Genomic DNA, 17,646 nt, shown 5'->3' with positions numbered 1-17,646 from the left:
TCTTAGTCGTCCGAGGTGTGCACCTTGCGGTGCAGGATGGCCTGGAACTCGTCGGCGAAGGTGTAGTAACGACCGATCAGCATTTCGCCGCGGGCGGCGAAGCGGTTGTAGGCGATCACCGCGGGAATCGCGGCGAACAGGCCGATGGCGGTGGCGATCAGCGCCTCGGCGATGCCCGGGGCGACGGTGGCCAGGGTGGCCTGCTGCACCTGGGCCAGGCCGCGGAAGGAGTTCATGATGCCCCATACGGTGCCGAACAGGCCGATGTAGGGGCTGGTGGAGCCGACGGTGGCGAGGAACGGCAGCGCGGTTTCCAGCTTCTCTTCTTCGCGCGAGATGGCCACGCGCATGGCACGCGACACGCCATCCATCACCGCATCCGGGTCGACGCCCTGCTGCTGGCGCAGGCGGGAAAATTCCTTGAAGCCGGCGCGGAAGATCTGCTCCAGACCGGAATCCGGATCGGGGTTGCTGCCCGCCTGGCGATACAGCTTGGACAGGTCGATACCGGACCAGAAGCGATCCTCGAAGGCATCCAGCGCACGCTTGGCGGCGCGAATGGCATTGCTGCGCTGGAAGATCATCACCCAGGAAATGACCGAGGCGGCCACCAGGGTGAGCATCACCAACTGCACCACCAGACTGGCGTTACTGATCAGACTCCACATCGACATATGGTCAACGGCGTTGGCGTTGGCTTCCACGCTTACTCTCCTGCTGCAATTAGGCCCGGCGCCTGCACCCCGGCGAACGCATGGCGCAGGGATTCGGGGATGGCCCGGGGTTTCAAGTTGTCGGCGCGCACACAGGCCACCAGGAACTGCCCTTCGCAGAGCAGCACAGCATCCGCGGCCCGCCTGACCTGTTGACGAAAACGCAGGCTGGCACGGTTCAATTCGATTACCTCGGCGCTGATGGTCAGCTCGTCGTCCAGCCGCGCCGGCGCGTGATAGCGCGCCTCGGCCGAATGCACGACGAACAACAGGCCCTCACCGGCCAGCGCCGACTGGGCATAACCCAGTTCACGCAGACGCTCGGTGCGAGCCCGCTCCATGAATTTGAGGTAGTTGACGTAGTAGACGATACCGCCGGCGTCGGTGTCCTCGTAGTAGACCCGGCAACGGTGGCTGAACGGCTGGACTCCGTTTTGCGCGCGCATACTCTAGTCCTCGCCCTGCTGCTTGCCAATCCGGCTTGGTAACAATTTTTTCGTCATTCGTCGCTCACCGCGAAGAGATCCGCGCCCGGCTGCTCGCCGAGGCGCTTGGGAAGGTTCAGGCCGAAATGCAGATAGGCATGACGGGTCACCACGCGCCCGCGCGGCGTGCGCATCATGTAGCCCTGCTGGATCAGGTAGGGCTCGAGCACGTCCTCGATGGTGTGGCGCTCCTCGCTGATGGCCGCGGCCAGGCTGTCGACGCCCACCGGGCCGCCGTCGAACTTCTCGATCATGGCCAGCAGCAGACGGCGGTCGGAGTGGTCGAAGCCGCGTTCGTCGACGTCCAGCAGGTTCAGCGCCTGATCGGCGATGTCGCGGGTGATATGGCCACGCCCGCGCACCTCGGCGAAGTCGCGCACCCGGCGCAGCAGGCGATTGGCGATACGCGGCGTACCACGGGCGCGGCGGGCGATTTCGTAGGCGCCCCGCTCTTCGATGGGCAGACCGAGGATACCGGCCGAACGCGTGACGATGGTCGCCAGGTCGTCGATGCCGTAGAACTCCAGGCGCTGGACGATGCCGAAGCGGTCGCGCAGCGGGTTGGTCAGCATGCCGGCGCGGGTGGTGGCGCCGACCAGGGTGAAGGGCGGCAGGTCCAGCTTGATCGAGCGCGCGGCCGGGCCTTCGCCGATCATGATGTCGAGCTGGAAGTCCTCCATGGCCGGGTACAGCACCTCCTCGACTATGGGCGAGAGGCGGTGGATCTCGTCGACGAACAGCACGTCGCCGGCTTCCAGGTTGGTCAGCAGCGCGGCCAGGTCGCCCGGGCGCTCCAGCACCGGGCCGGAGGTGCTCTTGATCGACACGCCCATTTCCTGGGCGATGATATTGGCCAGGGTGGTCTTGCCCAGGCCCGGCGGACCGAAGATCAGGGTGTGGTCGAGGGATTCGGCCCTGCCCCTGGCGGCCTGGATAAACAGCTCCATCTGCTCGCGCACGCCGGGCTGGCCGATGTATTCGGCCAGCCTTAGCGGACGGATGGCGCGATCCTGCTGCTCGTCGCGCTCGCGCGGGCTGGCGGTAATCAAGCGATCGGCTTCGATCATCGATAGGGTTCCACTAAGCCATGCCGCGCAAGGCGCGACGGATCAAATCTTCGCTGGTCAAACCATCCTCCTTGACGGCCGCCACGGCCCGGCTGGCCTCCTGCGGCTTGTAGCCCAGGGATATCAGGGCACTCACCGCATCGTTCTCCGCGCTTGAGACTGCCCCCCCGGCGCGAGGTTCAACCACCAGGGTGGCGATGGCCGGCATGCTTTCCCAGGCCTTGAAGCGGTCCTTGAGTTCCACCAGCAGGCGCTCGGCGGTCTTCTTGCCGACGCCCGGCACCTTGGTCAGCGCCGCGGTGTCCTGGGCTTGCACGCAGCGTACCAGCTCGTCCACCTCCAGCCCGGACATCAGCGCCAGGGCCAGCTTGGGGCCGACGCCGTTGAGCCGGATCAGCTCGCGGAACAGCTCGCGCTCGCGCTTCTCGAAGAAGCCGTAGAGCAGCTGGGCATCCTCGCGCACCACCTGGTGGGTGTGCAGGCACAGCGGCTCGCCCACCGAGGGCAGACGATAAAGGGTGGTCATCGGCACTTCCAGCTCATAACCGACGCCATTTACATCCAGAAGCAAATGCGGCGGCTGCTTTTCCGCCAGGGTGCCGCGCAAACGTCCGATCACCACTGCTGTCCTTTAATCAGATTACAAACGAAGGCGCCCGCCGCGCCGCTTGGCGCCGGCCAGGCCGTGGGGAATCAGGCTCTGCCGATGGTGGGCGTGGCACAGGGCGATGCCGAGGGCGTCGGAGGCGTCGATCTGCGGCTTCTGCGTCAGCTTGAGCAGGTGCATGACCATCATCTGCACCTGCTGCTTGTCCGCCGCGCCGGTGCCGACCACCGCCTGCTTGACCTGGGTGGCGGTGTACTCGGCCACCTCCAGCCCCGCCTCCACCGCCGCGACTATGGCGGCGCCGCGCGCCTGGCCGAGCTTGAGCGCCGAATCGGCGTTGCGCGCCATGAACACCTGTTCGATGCCCATGGTCACCGGCCCATAGCTGCGGATCACCTCGCCGACGCCGCGAAAGACGATCTGCAGGCGCTCGGCCAGGGGCCCGTCACCGGTGCGAATGCAGCCACTGGCGACGTACTCGCAGCCACGGCCGGTATCGCGCACCACGCCGTAGCCGGTGATGCGCGAGCCGGGATCTATCCCCAGAATCAGCGTCATGCCTGTTTTCCATCGATGACGCGCCAGGCGTCACACTGTCTATTTATCCAGGGCGCGAGTATAGGGGCGCCGACGGGCCGCCGTCACCCAGTAGCGGATGCCCGGCGGGCAGATATGAAAAAGCCGGAAGCGCCCGCGGCGACTTCCGGCTCACGGCCTGTCCTATGGCTCAGCCCAACTGATCCATGATCTCGTCGGGGATTTCCGCGTTGTGGTAGACGTTCTGCACGTCGTCGAGGTCTTCCAGCATGTCGATCAGCTTGATCACCTTCTGCGCGGTTTCCAGATCGGCAATCGGCGCGCTGATCGAGGGGATCATGGTGATTTCCGCCTCGTCGGCCTTGAAACCGGCGGCCGCCAGCGCCTCGTTGACCGCGTGGAACTCGGTGAAGCTGGTGGACACCAGCGCCGAGCCGTCCTCGCCCATCTCCACGTCGTCGGCGCCGGCGTCCAGCGCCGCTTCCATCAGGGCGTCCTCATCCACGCCGGGAGCGAAGCTGAGCTGGCCCTTGCGCTCGAACATGTAGGCCACCGAACCGTCGGTGCCGAGGTTGCCGCCGCACTTGCTGAAGGCATGGCGCACTTCGGCGGCGGTACGGTTGCGGTTGTCGGTCATCACTTCGACGATGATCGCCACGCCGCTAGGCGCGTAGCCTTCGTAGCTGAACTCGACGACGTTGTCGGCTTCGTTGTTGCCGGCGCCGCGGGCGATGGCGCGATCGATCACCTCGCGCGACATGTTGGCGGTCAGCGCCTTGTCCACCGCCAGGCGCAGGCGCGGGTTGTCCGCCGGGATCGGCCCGCCGTGCTTGGCCGCCACGGTCAGCTCACGGATCAGCTTGGTGAAGATCTTGCCGCGCTTGGCGTCCTGACGACCCTTGCGGTGCTTGATATTGGCCCATTTGGAATGACCAGCCATAACTCACTCCGTTTCTTTCATTGAACAATTGCCGGGGCGCCCCCCATAACGAAGAAGCCTGGCAATCCAGGCTTCTTGTACAGGCTTATTCGGCCTTGGCTTGCTCGCGCAGGCGGATATGCAGCTCGCGCAGCGATTTGTTGTCGACGACGCCCGGCGCCTGGGTCATGACGCAGGCGGCGCTCTGGGTTTTCGGGAAGGCGATCACTTCGCGGATCGAGCTGGCGCCGGTCATCAGCATCACCAGGCGATCCAGGCCGAAGGCCAGGCCGCCGTGGGGCGGCGCGCCGTATTTGAGCGCATCGAGGAGGAAGCCGAACTTCTCCTGCTGCTCCTCTTCGCTGATGCCGAGCACGCGGAACACGGTCTGCTGCATGGCCTTGTCGTGGATACGGATCGAACCGCCACCCAGCTCGGTGCCGTTGAGCACCATGTCGTAGGCGCGCGACAGCGCGGCGGCCGGGTTGGCTTCCAGCTCCTCGGGGCTGCAGCTCGGCGAGGTGAAGGGGTGGTGCATGGCGGTCAGGCTGCCGTCGTCGTTTTCCTCGAACATCGGGAAGTCGACGACCCACAGCGGCGCCCACTCGCAGGTCAGCAGATTGAGGTCGTGACCCAGCTTGATGCGCAGCGCGCCGAGGGCCTCGCTGACGATCTTGGCCTTGTCGGCGCCGAAGAACACGATGTCGCCATCGACGGCACCGACGCGGTCGAGGATGACGTTGATGTTGTCCAGCGGGATGTTCTTGACGATCGGCGACTGCAGGCCGTCGACGCCGGCGGCACGCTCGTTGACCTTGATATAGGCCAGGCCCTTGGCGCCGTAGATGCCGACGAACTTGGTGTAGTCGTCGATCTGCTTGCGCGGCATGCCCGCCCCGCCCGGCACGCGCAGCGCGGCGACGCGGCACTTGGGATCGTTGGCAGGTCCCGCGAACACCTTGAATTCGACGTCCTTGAGCTGGTCTTCCACGTCCACCAACTCCAGCGGGATGCGCAGGTCCGGCTTGTCCGAACCGAAGCGGCGCATGGCTTCGGCCAGGGTCATGTGCGGCAGTTCGCCGAACTCGACGTCCAGCACTTCCTTGAACAGGTTGCGCACCATGGTCTCGGTGATGGCCATGATGTCGCTTTCATCGAGGAAGCTGGTCTCGATGTCGATCTGGGTGAATTCCGGCTGACGGTCGGCGCGCAGGTCCTCGTCGCGGAAGCACTTGGCGATCTGGTAGTAGCGGTCGAAGCCGGCCACCATCAGCAGCTGCTTGAACAGCTGCGGCGACTGCGGCAGGGCGAAGAAGCTGCCGGGGTGGGTACGACTCGGCACCAGGTAGTCGCGCGCGCCTTCCGGGGTGGCGCGGGTCAGGATCGGCGTCTCGACGTCGAGGAAACCGTTGTCGTCCAGGTAGCGGCGAATGCTCGAGGTGATGCGCGAACGCAGCTTGAGCTTCTCGGCCATCTCCGGACGGCGCAGGTCGATGAAGCGATAACGCAGGCGGGTTTCTTCGCCGACGTCGGTGTATTCGTTGAGCGGGAACGGCGGGGTCTCGGCCTCGTTCAATACTTCCAGCTCGTAGCCCAGCACCTCGATGGCGCCGCTGGCCATGTTCGGGTTGACCGCACCGGCCGGACGCAGGCGCACCTTGCCGGTGATCTTGACCACGTATTCGCTGCGCACGCGGTCGGCCTTGGCGAAGGTTTCGGCGCGGTCCGGGTCGAACACCACCTGGGCCAGGCCTTCACGATCGCGGATGTCGAGGAAGATCACCCCGCCGTGGTCGCGGCGACGGTGCACCCAGCCGCAAAGGGTGATTTCCTGGCCATCCAGGCTCTCGTTCAGTTGGCCGCAATAGTGGCTGCGCATCATGATCGTGGTTCGCTTCTCTAAAGGTCTTGGATTGGTCAGGCGGCGCCCTGCGCACTGGGCAGAGGCCACGCCGCGGCGAGCGTCCAGCCGCGCGCCCCGTCTTGAAAAGAGCGGGATTATATAGGGTAAATCGCCGAGGCGCAGCCGCCCGGCGGATGGCTTCTATAATGAAGGGCGCCTTCGTCGCGGAGAACCGCCATGCCCCTGCCCCGCCTCGCCGACCTCTCCAGCGACCTGCTGGATGACTTTCGCCTGGACGCCGCCGAGCAGTTCCCGCGCTGCGAACAACTGCTGATCGAACTGGAGCGCGCACCCAGCAGCGGCGAGCGGCTGCGCGAGCTGTTTCGCCTGGTGCACACGCTCAAGGGCAACCTCGGCTACGTCGGCCTCAATGCGTTGATGCCGCTGCCGCAGGCCATGGAGGACGTGCTCGGCGCCCTGCGCGAGGAACGCCTGGCGTTCGACAGCCTGCTCGGCGACATCCTGCTGCTGAGCCTCGACCACCTGCGCGCCCTGATCGACCAGGCCCTCGGCGGCCCGAACGCACGCCTCGGCGCCGCCCAGCTCGACCAGCTGTGCCAGGCCCTGCAGGCATTGGCCATGGCGCCGGAGAGCCAGCAGGTGGAAATCCGCCGCCAGCTGCTGCAGCGACTGGACCCCAGCACCCACCTGCAAGCCCCGCCCGCGCCGCTGCAGAGCCAGACCGACGCCCTGCTGGCCCACCACGGCATCGCCGCGCACCCCGACCTGCAGTTCTTCGCCGCCCTGACCCAGGCCGCCGAGCAGCGCTCGCGCTACTGGCGAGGCCGCAACCTGCGCCTGCTCGACCTGAGCCTGAGCATCAACGCCCAGGGCGGCCTGGCCGAGCGCCCGGAACAGCTGGCGGCGGCGGTCTGCCTGCACGATCTGGGCATGGCCTTCCTGCCGCTGCAGCTGCTGCACAAGCAGGCCGACCTGAGCCGCGAGGAACGCCGCCTGATGCAGGGCCATCCGCGCCTGGCCGGCGACCTGCTCAGGCGCATGCCGGACTGGGCGCCGGCCATGGAGATCGTCCTGCAGCACCAGGAGCACGCCGACGGCAGCGGTTATCCCAAGGGCCTGCGCGAGGCGGAGATCAGCCCCGGCGCGCTGATCCTGCACATCGCCGACGCCTTCGACGCGCGCACCCACGAACGCGCCCACCAGACCCTGAGCAAGCGCCCGCTGCTGCGCGCCATCCTGGAGATCAACAACCTCGCCGGCCAGCAGTTCAGCGCGCACTGGGTCGAGGTGTTCAACCGCACCCTGCAGCAGAACCCCAACCTGGCCCACGGCTGAAACGGTTGTGCCGGCCCGCCCCGAGTGGCTAAGCTCCGGCCTCCATGGACAACCATCGCGCGCAAGGAGCCACCATGCACTCTCTCTCCGGCAAGGTCGCCGTGATCACCGGCGCCGCCTCCGGCATCGGCCAGGCCCTGGCCACCCGCCTGGCCGCCGAAGGCTGCCAACTGGCCCTGGCCGACATCGACCTGGCGCAGCTCGAACGCAACGCCGAGGCCCTGCGCGGCAGCGGCGCGCGCGTCAGCTGCCACGCCCTGGACGTCGCCGAGCGCGCGGCGGTCTACGCCTTCGCCGACCGCGTGCTGGCCGAACATGGCGGCGCCGACCTGATCGTCAACAACGCCGGCGTCGCCGTGTCGCAGACCATTGAGGCGCTCGGCTACGACGATTTCGAGTGGCTGATGAACATCAACTTCTGGGGCGTGGTGCACGGCAGCAAGGCCTTCCTGCCGCACCTGCTGCGACAGGGCAGCGGGCACATCGTCAACCTGTCGAGCATCTTCGGCATCATCAGCCTGCCGACCCAGGGCGCCTACAACGCCAGCAAGTTCGCCGTGCGCGGCTTCACCGAGGCCCTGCGCCAGGAGGTCGCCTGCCGCGGCGTGGCGGTCAGTTGCGTGCATCCCGGCGGGATCAAGACCAATATCGCCCGTTCCGCGCGCTTCTACCGTGGCATCGACGGCTCGCAGGACGCCGAGCGCGCCGCCCACAATTTCGACAAGCTCGCGCGCACCAGCGCCGCGCAGGCGGCCGAGGCGATAGTCGCCGGGATCAAGGCCGGCCAGCCGCGCATCCTGATCGGCAGCGATGCGCGCTTTCTCGACCGCGTCCAACGCCTGCTACCGGCGGCCTACCCCAGGCTGCTGGCCAAGCTTCTGCATAAAAAGTGAACCGCAAGTTATCGATAGCTTCTAAACATGGCTTTCATTGACATAAGCCAAGATTGCCCCGAGCGGTCCCGTGTTAGGCTCCGCCCAACACTGGGGGATCGACACCCCGGGCTCACCTGAGAGGAGAAAACCCTATGGAAATCAATATCGGAATCGCCGAACAGGATCGCGCCGCCATCGCCGAAGGCCTGTCGCGCCTGCTGGCCGACACCTACACCCTGTACCTGAAGACCCACAATTTTCACTGGAACGTCACCGGCCCGATGTTCAACACCCTGCACCTGATGTTCGAGGGGCAGTACAACGAGCTGGCCCTGGCGGTCGACGCCATCGCCGAGCGCATCCGTGCCCTGGGTTTCCCGGCGCCGGGCACCTACGCCGCCTACGCCCGCCTGTCGTCGATCAAGGAAGAGGAAGGTGTGCCCAGCGCCGAGGACATGATCAAGCAACTGGTGCAGGGCCAGGAGGCCGTGGTGCGCACCGCACGCGGCATCTTCCCGCTGCTGGACAAGGTCAGCGACGAACCCACCGCCGACCTGCTGACCCAGCGCATGCAGGTGCACGAGAAGACCGCCTGGATGCTGCGCAGCCTGCTCGCCGCATGACCCGCCCCGAGGCCCGGTGATCCGGGCCTTTTCATTAGGCAGTCGCCCCCCGCCTGTTCTATGCTCTGGCCATTCGCCACCGAGTTTCGTGACGCATATGAGTCAGCCGCCCAAATCCCCCAGCATTCTCGAGCTCTACCCGGAAGACACCCGCGAAGCGGCGACCCTGCTGAAACAGGCGGTGCCGCTGATGATGCGCCACGCCATCGCCCCCAACCCGGTGCATTACGCCCTCTGGTACACCTACAGCAAGGGTAGCGAGCCGGAACTCAACCGCCGCCTGGACAAGGCCGTGGAAGATTTCGACGTCTTCCCGCCGGATACCGCGGTCAAGCTGTTTCGCGACTACATCATCCGCGCCGAACTGGACGAGGCGCGCGCCGGCCAGCAACAAGTGATCGAGCTGGTCGACGACATCGAAGGCGACGTCTCGCGCAGCGTGATCGGCAGCCAGAACTACCAGCACAGTCTCAACCACGGACTCAGCGCCCTGCAGGAGCCGATCATCGACGACCTGCCCAGCGTGCTCAGCGAGCTGCAGGAAAGCACCCAGCTGATGCAGGATCAGCAGGAAAAATTCCTCTATCGCCTGCGCGCCGCCCAGGAGGAGATCAAGCACCTGCGCAGCCAGCTGGAGCGCGCGCACCTGGCCGCCACCCTCGACAGCCTGACCCGCGTATTCAACCGCCACGCCTTCACCCGCCTGCTGGAGCAGGCACTGAACGAATCGCACGAGGGCCTGGCCCTGGTGATTCTCGATATCGACCACTTCAAGCAGTTCAACGACCAGTACGGCCACCCCTTGGGCGACCGCGTGCTGCAGCACGTCGGCCAGCTGATGCGCGAGCTGTTGCCGCCGCGCGCCTTCGCCGCCCGCTACGGTGGCGAGGAGTTCTGCGTGGTGCTGCGCGGCTGCACCGACCTCGCCGGCGTGCGCAACTTCGCCGAGCAGCTACGCCACAAGATCCAGGCCCTGCGGGTCAAGGTGCGCCGCACCGACCAGGTGCTCGACAGCATCACCGCCTCCTTCGGTTTCGCCCTGGCCGAAGCCGGCGACACCCTCGAGGCCCTGCTCACCCGCGCCGACGATGCGCTCTATCAGGCCAAGCGCAATGGCCGCAACCAGGTTCACCCCGCCACCGGCGAAAGCATGCTAAGCGCTTGATTTGAGAAGCCCCTGCCTTTGCTGTTAAATACGCCCCGCGCCCCGCGCTCTTGTCCTGCGGCGCGCGCGACGCAATACATCGGCGCGCGCCATGGCCGTCCAGCTGGCCACGGCGAACTTGCCGCCTCCGCAGCACCCTAAGTCGTCATTCAATCAGTGAGTTCATCGAAGATGTTGAAGATTGCCCATCTTGTGACAGGGTTTGCCGCCCTGCTGCTGTCTGCCGTTCCCAGTTTTTCCGGCACATTCCTCGCCACCCCCGACGCGCCCTACCTGGCTCTGATCGGCCTGCTCAACCTGCTGCTCGCGCCGCAGCAAGCGCTCAACCTCGGCGCAGCCCGCCAGCAGCTGCAGGGTCTGGCATCGGCCCTGCTGATCCTCGCCGCCGTGGTTCAGGGCCTGATCCTGCTCGCGCCGCTGCCGAATATCGGCGGCCAACCCGCCATCTGGCTGAGTCTGCTGATCGCCGTCGTCGCCACCCTGCTGCACCTGACCAGCCAGCTGCGCCCGCAGCCGCGCCAGAGCAGTCAACGCAGCCCGCGCGCGCAACCCGGTCAGCACGCCGCGACCAGCGAGCAAGACGACCGCGAAACCGGCACGGTCAAGTGGTTCAACACCTCCAAGGGATTCGGCTTTATCTCCCGCGACTCGGGCGAAGACATCTTCGTGCACTTTCGCGCCATCCGCGGCGAAGGCCACCGCGTACTGGTCGAAGGTCAGCGCGTGGAGTTCTCGGTGATGCAGCGCGACAAGGGCCTGCAGGCCGAAGACGTGATCGCCGCCGCCCCCGCACGGCGCTGAAGCTCGCAGCAACAAAAAAGCCCGCGATCATCGCGGGCTTTTTTGTGGCCTTAAGGAAATTCTGAAAAAGCCATCTATCGTCACTCCCGCGAAGGCGGGAGCCCAGGGACTACGCAGGTTCTGGATTCCCGCCTGCGCGGGAATGACGGCTATTCAGAGTTTCTTTAATAGTGCGGCGGAGGCGCCTCGTCCTCGGCGAGGCCCGCCTGCCCGTGCAACTCTTCCTGACGCCGCGCCAGGGCCGCCAACTGCAGTTGCAGGCGCTCGATACGCTTGTGCTGCTCGACCAGCTCGTCGCTCAGCGCCTGAATGGTGTCGTCCTGGAAGGCCAGGCGGCTCTCCAGCTCCATGACCCGCGCCTCGAGGCTCATGCCGCCTCTCCGGCGAACTGGAAATCCTCGGTCAGCACCAGGCGCAGCTTGTCCTTGAGTTGCTGCACCTGGTCCTCGGCGTAGGGCTGCGCCGGCTGCCGCCCCCAGACGGGCGCCGGCCAGGCGGCATCCTCGCGGCGCCGCACGATCACGTGCATGTGCAGCTGGCTGACCAGGTTGCCCAGGGTCGCCACGTTCATCTTGTCCGCGGCGAAGGTGTCCTTGAGCTTCTCGGCCAGCAGGGTGGTTTCCTGCCAGAGCCGGGTCTGGTCGGCGGCATCCAGCTGGAACAATTCGCTGACCTCCTCGCGCCGCGGGACCAGGATGAACCAGGGGTAGTGGGCATCGTTCATCAGCAACAGACGACACAGGGGGAAGTCCCCGATCAGCAGGCAGTCCTGCTGCAAACGCGAATCCAGGACGAACATGGCGACTCTCCTCGCATCAAGCCATCAACCAAGCTTAGCGCCGGACCAGCTCGGCGCACTGGGCGCGCAGCATACGCGGCCGGCGGCGACAATTCACCCCGCCGCCACGCACCAGCGCAAGGCAGCTCGGCGCGACGCGCACCGCAGGCGTGCACCATTTTGTTTCCTACCGTAATAATCGCCGCCGCACGTTACCGCACGCGGCTTCCGATGCGGCCGCCAAGAGCCTCAAGGCGCCTCGCCCGCCCCAGCCGCAAAGCGTCGACGCGGCCACGGCGAACCCGCGGCGGAGCCGGCTCGGCCTGGGCCAAAGCGCCCCTGGCCGCCGGCAAAAGCGAGCTTTTAACGCCGAACTGGGGTTTTGAGCACGACTTTTGCTATCGGTTTGGGCAATGCTCGGCACGCCGCGCAGCGGGTCAATAACAGCGGTATCCGGCAACTCAAACCGCGGAACCAGTCGGCGCAACGGGACGCAAGTGCAGAACTACAGATTTGCGACATCCTTCATAAGCCTTTGCGACACTGCTGTGAAGAAATCGCAACGAATAGATTGCAACTATCGCCAACATTGGCTGCGTGCTATAAGTTAGCGCCGACACAAAAAGAAAGAGCCGCCCATACAATAATTAGATGGGCAGCGCAACTCTTCTAAACCAAAGGAGCAATCACGATGCAAGTGATGAAGTGGAGCGTAATCGCCCTGGCAGTAGCCGCGGGCACTTCCCAAATGGCAGTGGCGTCCAGCCAGTCCGAATCCAACGGCTTCATTGAAGACAGCAGCTTCAACATCTTCAATCGCGTTCTGTACATGAACCGCGATTTCAAGAATGGCGGCGCAAACTTCAACAGCGTCACCGGCGCCAAGAATGGTTATCGCGAAGAAACCGGCCTGGGCATTCGCCTGCTGTACGAATCCGGCTTCACCCAAGGTACCGTAGGCGTCGGTTTCGACGCTCACTCCCTGAGCAGCATCAAGCTCGACAGCGGCCGCGGCCGCCACAGCAATGGCTTGTTCGACACCACTGGCGACGGCCGTGGTGACGATACCCAGACCGAAGTCGGCGGCGCCGTCAAGTTCCGTATTTCCGACACCGTCCTGAAGCACGGCAACATGTTCACTGCCAGCCCTGTGTTCAGCACCGACGACAGCCGTATCCTGCCGGAAACCACCACCGGCACGCTGATCACCAGCAACGAAATCGAAGGCCTGGAACTGACCGCCGGTCGCTTCACCGCCATGAGCAGCCAGGTCAGCACCGATCGCGACACTTTCGCCCTGACCGAAGCCAATATCGTTGGCGCCAGCTACAGCTTCACCGACAACTTCAGCGGCGCCATTCACGCTTCCGACGTCGAAGATCACTTCAAGAAGCAGTACATCAACCTGAATTACAACCTGCCGCTGGCAGAAGATCAGGCCCTGAACTTCGACTTCAACGGCTACCGCACCAGGGATGACGGCCAGGCACTGTCGGGCGAAGTCGACAACAAGATCTGGAGCTTGGCAGCGGCTTACTCGCTGGGCGCCCATACCTTCACCGTCGCTCACCAGCGCTCCTCCGGCGACACCGCCTATGCTTATGGCGTGGACGGCGGCGGCACCATCTGGCTGGCCAACTCGGTTCAATACTCCGACTTCGACCGCAAGGACGAGCGTTCCTGGCAGGCTCGCTACGACCTGAACATGGCCGAGTACGGCGTACCGGGCCTGAGCTTCATGACTCGCTACATCTACGGCGATAATATCGACGTCGAAGGTTTCGATGAAGAAGGTAAAGAACACGAGTTCAACTTCGAAACCAAGTACGTCGTTCAGGAAGGCGCAGCCAAGGACCTGTCGTTCCGCATCCGCAGCTCCATCTGGCGCGCCAACAGCGTGCAGAACGCTGAATACGGCTCCGACCTGAACGACTTCCGCCTGATCGTCGAATACCCGCTGGAAGTGCTGTAACTCCTGCGTTATTCGATAGCTAGTTAAAAAAGCCCGGCATTCGCCGGGCTTTTTCTTTGCACTTCAATTAACCGAAGCGTTCAAAGCGGCAACGCGTAAGTGCCCGTTACATGCGCCACCAACTCGTCCTCATTGCCCGCCGAATAGAGCGAGACCTCGCACACCGCCTGGCGGCGGCTCAGGCGCAGGATGCGCGCTTCGGCGAGCAGGTCCACCGGCCTGGGCTTGACCAGAAAGTTGATGTTCAGATTGGAAGTCACCGCCATTTCCACCCGCCCGAGGCGGCCCAGCACCATGGCGTACATGGCCGCATCGCCCAGGGCCATGATGGTCGGCCCGGACAGGGTGCCGCCCGGACGCACCAGTTTGGCCTGAAAGGGCACCCGCGCCAGCACGCTCTCGCCGTCCAGCCGGTCGATGTGCAGATCGATATCCTCGGCCATCGGCAGCCCCGCGCGAATCAGCGCCTGAACCTCCCCCGCAGTCAATCCCGCCACCTCGACCTCCCGCTTATCGCCGTCGTTGCGCAGGCACGCGGCCGGTCTGCCGGCGCCCCGTCCTGTACGCCACTGTACAGGCACCGTACAATGCCGCCCTATTCCAAGCCCTAGCAACCGACAGAACGGCCAAACATGCGTACCAGTCAGTTCCTGCTCTCGACCCTGAAAGAAACCCCTTCCGATGCCGTGGTGATCAGCCACCAGCTGATGCTGCGTGCCGGCATGATCCGCAAGCTGGCCTCCGGCCTGTACACCTGGCTGCCGATGGGCCTGCGCGTGCTGCGCAAGGTGGAGAAGGTGGTGCGCGAAGAAATGAACGCCGCCGGCGCCCTGGAAGTGCTGATGCCGGCCATCCAGCCGGCCGAGCTGTGGCAGGAGTCCGGCCGCTGGGTGCAGTACGGCCCCGAGCTGCTGCGCCTGAAGGATCGCCACGAGCGCGACTTCTGCGTCGGCCCGACCCACGAGGAAGTGATCACCGACCTGGCGCGCAACGAGCTGAACAGCTACAAGCAGCTGCCGATCAACATGTACCAGATCCAGACCAAGTTCCGCGACGAGATCCGCCCGCGCTTCGGCCTGATGCGTGGCCGCGAGTTCATCATGAAGGACGCCTACTCCTTCCATGCCGACCAGGCCTCGCTGCAGGAAACCTACGACCGCATGCACCAGGCCTACTGCAACGTGTTCAGCCGCCTGGGCCTGAATTTCCGCCCAGTGCAGGCCGACACCGGCTCCATCGGCGGCACCGGCTCGCATGAGTTCCACGTGCTGGCCGAGTCCGGCGAAGACGATATCGCCTTCAGCAACGTTTCCGACTACGCCGCCAATATCGAGAAGGCCGAGGCCATCCCGCGCGAGCAGGCGCGCGGCGCCGCCACCGAAGAGATGCGCCTGGTCGACACCCCCGACACCAAGACCATCGACGCCCTGGTGCAGGGCTTCGGCCTGGCCATCGAGAAGACTATCAAAACCCTGGTGGTGCACGCTGCCGAGGAAGGCAAACTGATCGCCCTGATCGTCCGTGGCGACCACGAGCTCAACGAGATCAAGGCCGCCAACCTGGAGCAGGTCGCCAGCCCGCTGCAGATGGCCAGCGAAGCCGAGATTCGCGCCGCCATCGGTGCCGGCCCCGGCTCGCTGGGCCCGGTCAACCTGCCGATCCCCTGCATCGTCGACCGCAGCGTGGCGCTGATGAGCGATTTCGCCTCCGGCGCCAACATCGAGGACAAGCACTACTTCGGCGTCAACTGGGAGCGCGATCTGCCGCTGCCGGCGGTGGCCGACCTGCGCAACGTGGTCGCCGGCGACCCCAGCCCGGATGGCCAGGGCACCCTGGAGATCAAGCGCGGCATCGAAGTCGGGCATATCTTCCAGCTCGGCACCAAGTACAGCGAGGCGATGAACTGCCAGGTCCTGGGCGAGAACGGCAAGCCGGTCACCCTGACCATGGGCTGCTACGGCATCGGCGTGTCGCGCGTGGTGGCCGCCGCGATCGAGCAGAACAACGACGAGCGCGGCATCCTCTGGAACGACGCCCTGGCGCCCTTCCACATCGCCCTGGTGCCGCTGCGCTACGAAACCGAGCAGGTCCGCGAGGCCACCGACAAGCTCTACGCCGAGCTGACCGCCGCCGGTTTCGAGGTGCTGCTGGACGACCGCGACAAAAAGACCAGCCCCGGCATCAAGTTCGCCGACATGGAGCTGATCGGCATTCCGCACCGCGTGGTAGTCAGCGACCGCGGCCTGGCCGACGGCAACCTGGAATACAAGAGCCGCGCCGAGACCGAAGCCCAGGCCGTGCCGCTGGCCGACATCCTGCCCTTCCTGCAAGCCCGTATCAGCCGCTGATCACGCCGCACCGAGACATCATGCACACGAGCAACAGCCTTCGCCTCATCGGCGCCGCCCTGTGCGGCGCCCTCTTCCTCAGCGGCTGCGCTAACCAGCTGCCGCAACGCAGCGAGCACGAGGAGCGCGTCGAACGCAAACTGCTGGATCACCAGCTGCAGATCGACGTGGGCGAGCCCAAGGTATTGGAACTGCCGCAGCGCCGGGTGCGCGTGCATGATCAGAAGAACTTCGAGGTCACCGCCTTCGAGGTCACCCGCCGCTACGACCGCTACACCCCCTACCAGCCCTGGCGCGAGCTGTACGAGGTGCCGCTGGGCGCGGTGGCGGTGGTCGCCGGGATCGGCGCCAACGTGCTCAACGTGGTGCTGCTCGGCAGCCTGCCGGACAGCGCGACGCGCGACTGGATCAGCTACGGCATGGCCGGGCTCAACCCCTTCATGAACGTCGAGTCCAACGGCCGCGCCGAGCAGAACCTGGCGAGCATCGAAGAGGTCCAGCAGGATCGCCGCATGGAATATTCCAGCCTGCCCTGGGCCGAGCGTCCGGTGCGGGTGTTGGCCGGCGAGCAGAGCTTCGAGCTGCTCACCGACCGCAGCGGCGTGCTGCGCCTGAACCTGCTGGACAGCCCCTTCACCGAACAGGATATCGGCCGCCTCGGCATGCTCCTGCTCAGCGTCGAGGACGAGCGCGACGAGACCCGCGCCGAGGCCAGCCTGCTGGTCAGCCACACCCTGCGCGGCAAGCTGCGCGAGGCCCACGACCTGATCTTCGACGACCTCGAGGACGACGACGTGGCGCAGTGGGTGCACCGGGTCAAGCGCCTGTCCGACCTGGGCCTGGAAGAAGAAGCCAGCGAGCTGGAGCAGAGCCTGATCGAACTGACCCGCAACGACCCGGAACTGCAGGAAGCCTTCCTCAAGGCCCTGCTGGAAGACGCCGGCCGCCTGGCCGCCGATCCCGTGGTGAACTGAGGCGCCTGTGCCCCTGCCTCGACTGCTGCTGGCGGCGCTGCTGCTGGCCGTCAGTGCCGCCGAGGCCAACCTGCGCCAGGCGCCCGAGCCGGAACTGCGCGAACTGCTGCAACGCACGGTGAGCCAGGCCGACAGTTTCGCCGACCGCTTCGATGCCGAGGTCTGGCTGCTGGACATGTCCACCCGCCTGACCCGCTATATCCCCGACGACCAGCAGCGCCTGACGCTGTTGCGCCTGGTGCACGCCGAGGCGAGCAAGGCCGGGCTGCGTCCGGACCTGGTGATCGCCCTGATCCACGCCGAGAGCCACTTCGACCGTTTCGCCATTTCTTCGGTGGGCGCCCAGGGGCTGATGCAGGTGATGCCCTTCTGGAAGGCCGAACTGGGCCGGCCGCAGGACAACCTCACCGACAACGCCACCAACCTGCGTTACGGCTGCACCATCCTGGCCTACTACCTCAAGCGCGAGAACGGCAATCTCAGCCGCGCCCTGGCCCGCTACAACGGCAGCCTCGGCCAGCTGAAATACCCGGCCAAGGTCATGGGCTTCTGGTACGACTACTGGTACGTCAAGCCGTAGCGC

The 17,646-nt window shown here is 65.5% G+C and carries 18 protein-coding genes and 2 pseudogenes; 10 read left to right on the top strand and 10 right to left on the bottom strand.

Annotated elements, in window-relative coordinates; all coding sequences use genetic code 11:
- Window positions 1–2 precede the first annotated feature (2 nt).
- From tolQ to aspS, 7 genes are all read right to left on the bottom strand, one after another.
- The gene (gene tolQ, locus ACW9UL_RS06050; RefSeq protein ID WP_031303639.1) at window positions 3–674 is read right to left on the bottom strand and encodes a protein TolQ; all 672 of its coding nucleotides are present in this window, start codon (window positions 672–674) and stop codon (window positions 3–5) included.
- A 32-nt stretch (window positions 675–706) separates the two neighbouring features.
- Window positions 707–1,159 (bottom strand): tol-pal system-associated acyl-CoA thioesterase, encoded by a 453-nt coding sequence (gene ybgC / locus ACW9UL_RS06045; RefSeq protein ID WP_021445486.1) that lies wholly within the window; start codon window positions 1,157–1,159, stop codon window positions 707–709.
- Window positions 1,160–1,212: 53 nt separating this feature from the next.
- Window positions 1,213–2,265, bottom strand: coding sequence for a Holliday junction branch migration DNA helicase RuvB (ruvB, locus tag ACW9UL_RS06040; protein WP_122107549.1), 1,053 nt, complete (start codon window positions 2,263–2,265; stop codon window positions 1,213–1,215).
- 13 nt (window positions 2,266–2,278) lie between these two features.
- Window positions 2,279–2,884 (bottom strand): Holliday junction branch migration protein RuvA, encoded by a 606-nt coding sequence (gene ruvA / locus ACW9UL_RS06035; RefSeq protein WP_021445488.1) that lies wholly within the window; start codon window positions 2,882–2,884, stop codon window positions 2,279–2,281.
- Between the two features lie 21 nt (window positions 2,885–2,905).
- Window positions 2,906–3,430, bottom strand: a complete 525-nt coding sequence (gene ruvC, locus ACW9UL_RS06030) for a crossover junction endodeoxyribonuclease RuvC (RefSeq protein ID WP_021445489.1) — start codon at window positions 3,428–3,430, stop codon at window positions 2,906–2,908.
- Between the two features lie 169 nt (window positions 3,431–3,599).
- Window positions 3,600–4,349, bottom strand: coding sequence for a YebC/PmpR family DNA-binding transcriptional regulator (locus ACW9UL_RS06025; RefSeq protein ID WP_457789495.1), 750 nt, complete (start codon window positions 4,347–4,349; stop codon window positions 3,600–3,602).
- 85 nt (window positions 4,350–4,434) lie between these two features.
- On the bottom strand, window positions 4,435–6,210 hold the full coding sequence (gene aspS, locus ACW9UL_RS06020; protein WP_457789493.1) for an aspartate--tRNA ligase: 1,776 nt from the start codon (window positions 6,208–6,210) through the stop codon (window positions 4,435–4,437).
- A gap of 198 nt (window positions 6,211–6,408) precedes the next feature.
- Between aspS and ACW9UL_RS06015 the strand changes: the two genes are divergently transcribed.
- From ACW9UL_RS06015 to ACW9UL_RS05990, 6 genes and pseudogenes are all read left to right on the top strand, one after another.
- On the top strand, window positions 6,409–7,527 hold the full coding sequence (locus ACW9UL_RS06015; protein ID WP_457789491.1) for an HD-GYP domain-containing protein: 1,119 nt from the start codon (window positions 6,409–6,411) through the stop codon (window positions 7,525–7,527).
- A 74-nt stretch (window positions 7,528–7,601) separates the two neighbouring features.
- Window positions 7,602–8,420 (top strand): SDR family NAD(P)-dependent oxidoreductase, encoded by an 819-nt coding sequence (locus ACW9UL_RS06010; protein WP_122107553.1) that lies wholly within the window; start codon window positions 7,602–7,604, stop codon window positions 8,418–8,420.
- 134 nt (window positions 8,421–8,554) lie between these two features.
- Window positions 8,555–9,025 (top strand): Dps family protein, encoded by a 471-nt coding sequence (locus ACW9UL_RS06005; protein WP_021445044.1) that lies wholly within the window; start codon window positions 8,555–8,557, stop codon window positions 9,023–9,025.
- Window positions 9,026–9,122: 97 nt separating this feature from the next.
- Window positions 9,123–10,190, top strand: coding sequence for a GGDEF domain-containing protein (locus tag ACW9UL_RS06000; protein WP_122107554.1), 1,068 nt, complete (start codon window positions 9,123–9,125; stop codon window positions 10,188–10,190).
- A gap of 171 nt (window positions 10,191–10,361) precedes the next feature.
- Window positions 10,362–10,673, top strand: a pseudogene (locus ACW9UL_RS05995) (cold shock domain-containing protein membrane protein); the annotation flags it as partial.
- Between the two features lie 99 nt (window positions 10,674–10,772).
- Window positions 10,773–10,991, top strand: a pseudogene (locus ACW9UL_RS05990) (cold-shock protein); the annotation flags it as partial.
- A 164-nt stretch (window positions 10,992–11,155) separates the two neighbouring features.
- On the opposite strand, the gene ACW9UL_RS05985 reads toward ACW9UL_RS05990, so the two are convergent.
- Window positions 11,156–11,362, bottom strand: coding sequence for a SlyX family protein (locus tag ACW9UL_RS05985; protein WP_457789488.1), 207 nt, complete (start codon window positions 11,360–11,362; stop codon window positions 11,156–11,158).
- Window positions 11,359–11,790 (bottom strand): HIT family protein, encoded by a 432-nt coding sequence (locus ACW9UL_RS05980; protein ID WP_122107556.1) that lies wholly within the window; start codon window positions 11,788–11,790, stop codon window positions 11,359–11,361. Before ACW9UL_RS05980 ends, ACW9UL_RS05985 begins: the two co-directional genes overlap by 4 nt.
- Before the next feature lie 670 nt (window positions 11,791–12,460).
- Here ACW9UL_RS05980 and ACW9UL_RS05975 point away from each other — a divergent pair.
- On the top strand, window positions 12,461–13,741 hold the full coding sequence (locus ACW9UL_RS05975) for an OprD family porin (protein WP_122107557.1): 1,281 nt from the start codon (window positions 12,461–12,463) through the stop codon (window positions 13,739–13,741).
- A gap of 80 nt (window positions 13,742–13,821) precedes the next feature.
- Here the strand turns inward: ACW9UL_RS05975 and ACW9UL_RS05970 are convergent, their stop codons facing one another.
- The gene (locus tag ACW9UL_RS05970) at window positions 13,822–14,229 is read right to left on the bottom strand and encodes a PaaI family thioesterase (RefSeq protein ID WP_031303460.1); all 408 of its coding nucleotides are present in this window, start codon (window positions 14,227–14,229) and stop codon (window positions 13,822–13,824) included.
- A gap of 144 nt (window positions 14,230–14,373) precedes the next feature.
- On the opposite strand from ACW9UL_RS05970, the gene ACW9UL_RS05965 reads away from it, so the two are divergent.
- The 3 genes from ACW9UL_RS05965 to ACW9UL_RS05955 are packed head-to-tail and all read left to right on the top strand — an operon-like array spanning window position 14,374 to window position 17,643.
- Window positions 14,374–16,089: a proline--tRNA ligase gene (locus tag ACW9UL_RS05965; protein ID WP_021445051.1), complete on the top strand. Its 1,716-nt coding sequence runs from the start codon at window positions 14,374–14,376 to the stop codon at window positions 16,087–16,089.
- Window positions 16,090–16,109: 20 nt separating this feature from the next.
- A complete protein-coding gene (locus tag ACW9UL_RS05960) occupies window positions 16,110–17,063 on the top strand; it encodes a hypothetical protein (RefSeq protein WP_122107559.1) in 954 nt (317 codons plus the stop codon).
- 7 nt (window positions 17,064–17,070) lie between these two features.
- A complete protein-coding gene (locus ACW9UL_RS05955) occupies window positions 17,071–17,643 on the top strand; it encodes a lytic transglycosylase domain-containing protein (protein ID WP_021445053.1) in 573 nt (190 codons plus the stop codon).
- Window positions 17,644–17,646 lie beyond the last annotated feature (3 nt).

The organism is Pseudomonas sp. PL-6, assembly GCF_054110165.1.
Note: the sequence above shows the minus strand (reverse complement) of the source record. Positions and strands in the feature narration are given on the sequence as shown.

Coding starts and splice junctions, on each gene's coding strand:
- tolQ (WP_031303639.1), bottom strand. CDS start 674: ATGTCGATGTGGAGTCTGATCAGTAACGCCAGTCTGGTGGTGCAGTTG.
- ybgC (WP_021445486.1), bottom strand. CDS start 1,159: ATGCGCGCGCAAAACGGAGTCCAGCCGTTCAGCCACCGTTGCCGGGTC.
- ruvB (WP_122107549.1), bottom strand. CDS start 2,265: ATGATCGAAGCCGATCGCTTGATTACCGCCAGCCCGCGCGAGCGCGAC.
- ruvC (WP_021445489.1), bottom strand. CDS start 3,430: ATGACGCTGATTCTGGGGATAGATCCCGGCTCGCGCATCACCGGCTAC.
- ACW9UL_RS06025 (WP_457789495.1), bottom strand. CDS start 4,349: ATGGCTGGTCATTCCAAATGGGCCAATATCAAGCACCGCAAGGGTCGT.
- aspS (WP_457789493.1), bottom strand. CDS start 6,210: ATGATGCGCAGCCACTATTGCGGCCAACTGAACGAGAGCCTGGATGGC.
- ACW9UL_RS06015 (WP_457789491.1), top strand. CDS start 6,409: ATGCCCCTGCCCCGCCTCGCCGACCTCTCCAGCGACCTGCTGGATGAC.
- ACW9UL_RS06010 (WP_122107553.1), top strand. CDS start 7,602: ATGCACTCTCTCTCCGGCAAGGTCGCCGTGATCACCGGCGCCGCCTCC.
- ACW9UL_RS06005 (WP_021445044.1), top strand. CDS start 8,555: ATGGAAATCAATATCGGAATCGCCGAACAGGATCGCGCCGCCATCGCC.
- ACW9UL_RS06000 (WP_122107554.1), top strand. CDS start 9,123: ATGAGTCAGCCGCCCAAATCCCCCAGCATTCTCGAGCTCTACCCGGAA.
- ACW9UL_RS05985 (WP_457789488.1), bottom strand. CDS start 11,362: ATGAGCCTCGAGGCGCGGGTCATGGAGCTGGAGAGCCGCCTGGCCTTC.
- ACW9UL_RS05980 (WP_122107556.1), bottom strand. CDS start 11,790: ATGTTCGTCCTGGATTCGCGTTTGCAGCAGGACTGCCTGCTGATCGGG.
- ACW9UL_RS05975 (WP_122107557.1), top strand. CDS start 12,461: ATGCAAGTGATGAAGTGGAGCGTAATCGCCCTGGCAGTAGCCGCGGGC.
- ACW9UL_RS05965 (WP_021445051.1), top strand. CDS start 14,374: ATGCGTACCAGTCAGTTCCTGCTCTCGACCCTGAAAGAAACCCCTTCC.
- ACW9UL_RS05960 (WP_122107559.1), top strand. CDS start 16,110: ATGCACACGAGCAACAGCCTTCGCCTCATCGGCGCCGCCCTGTGCGGC.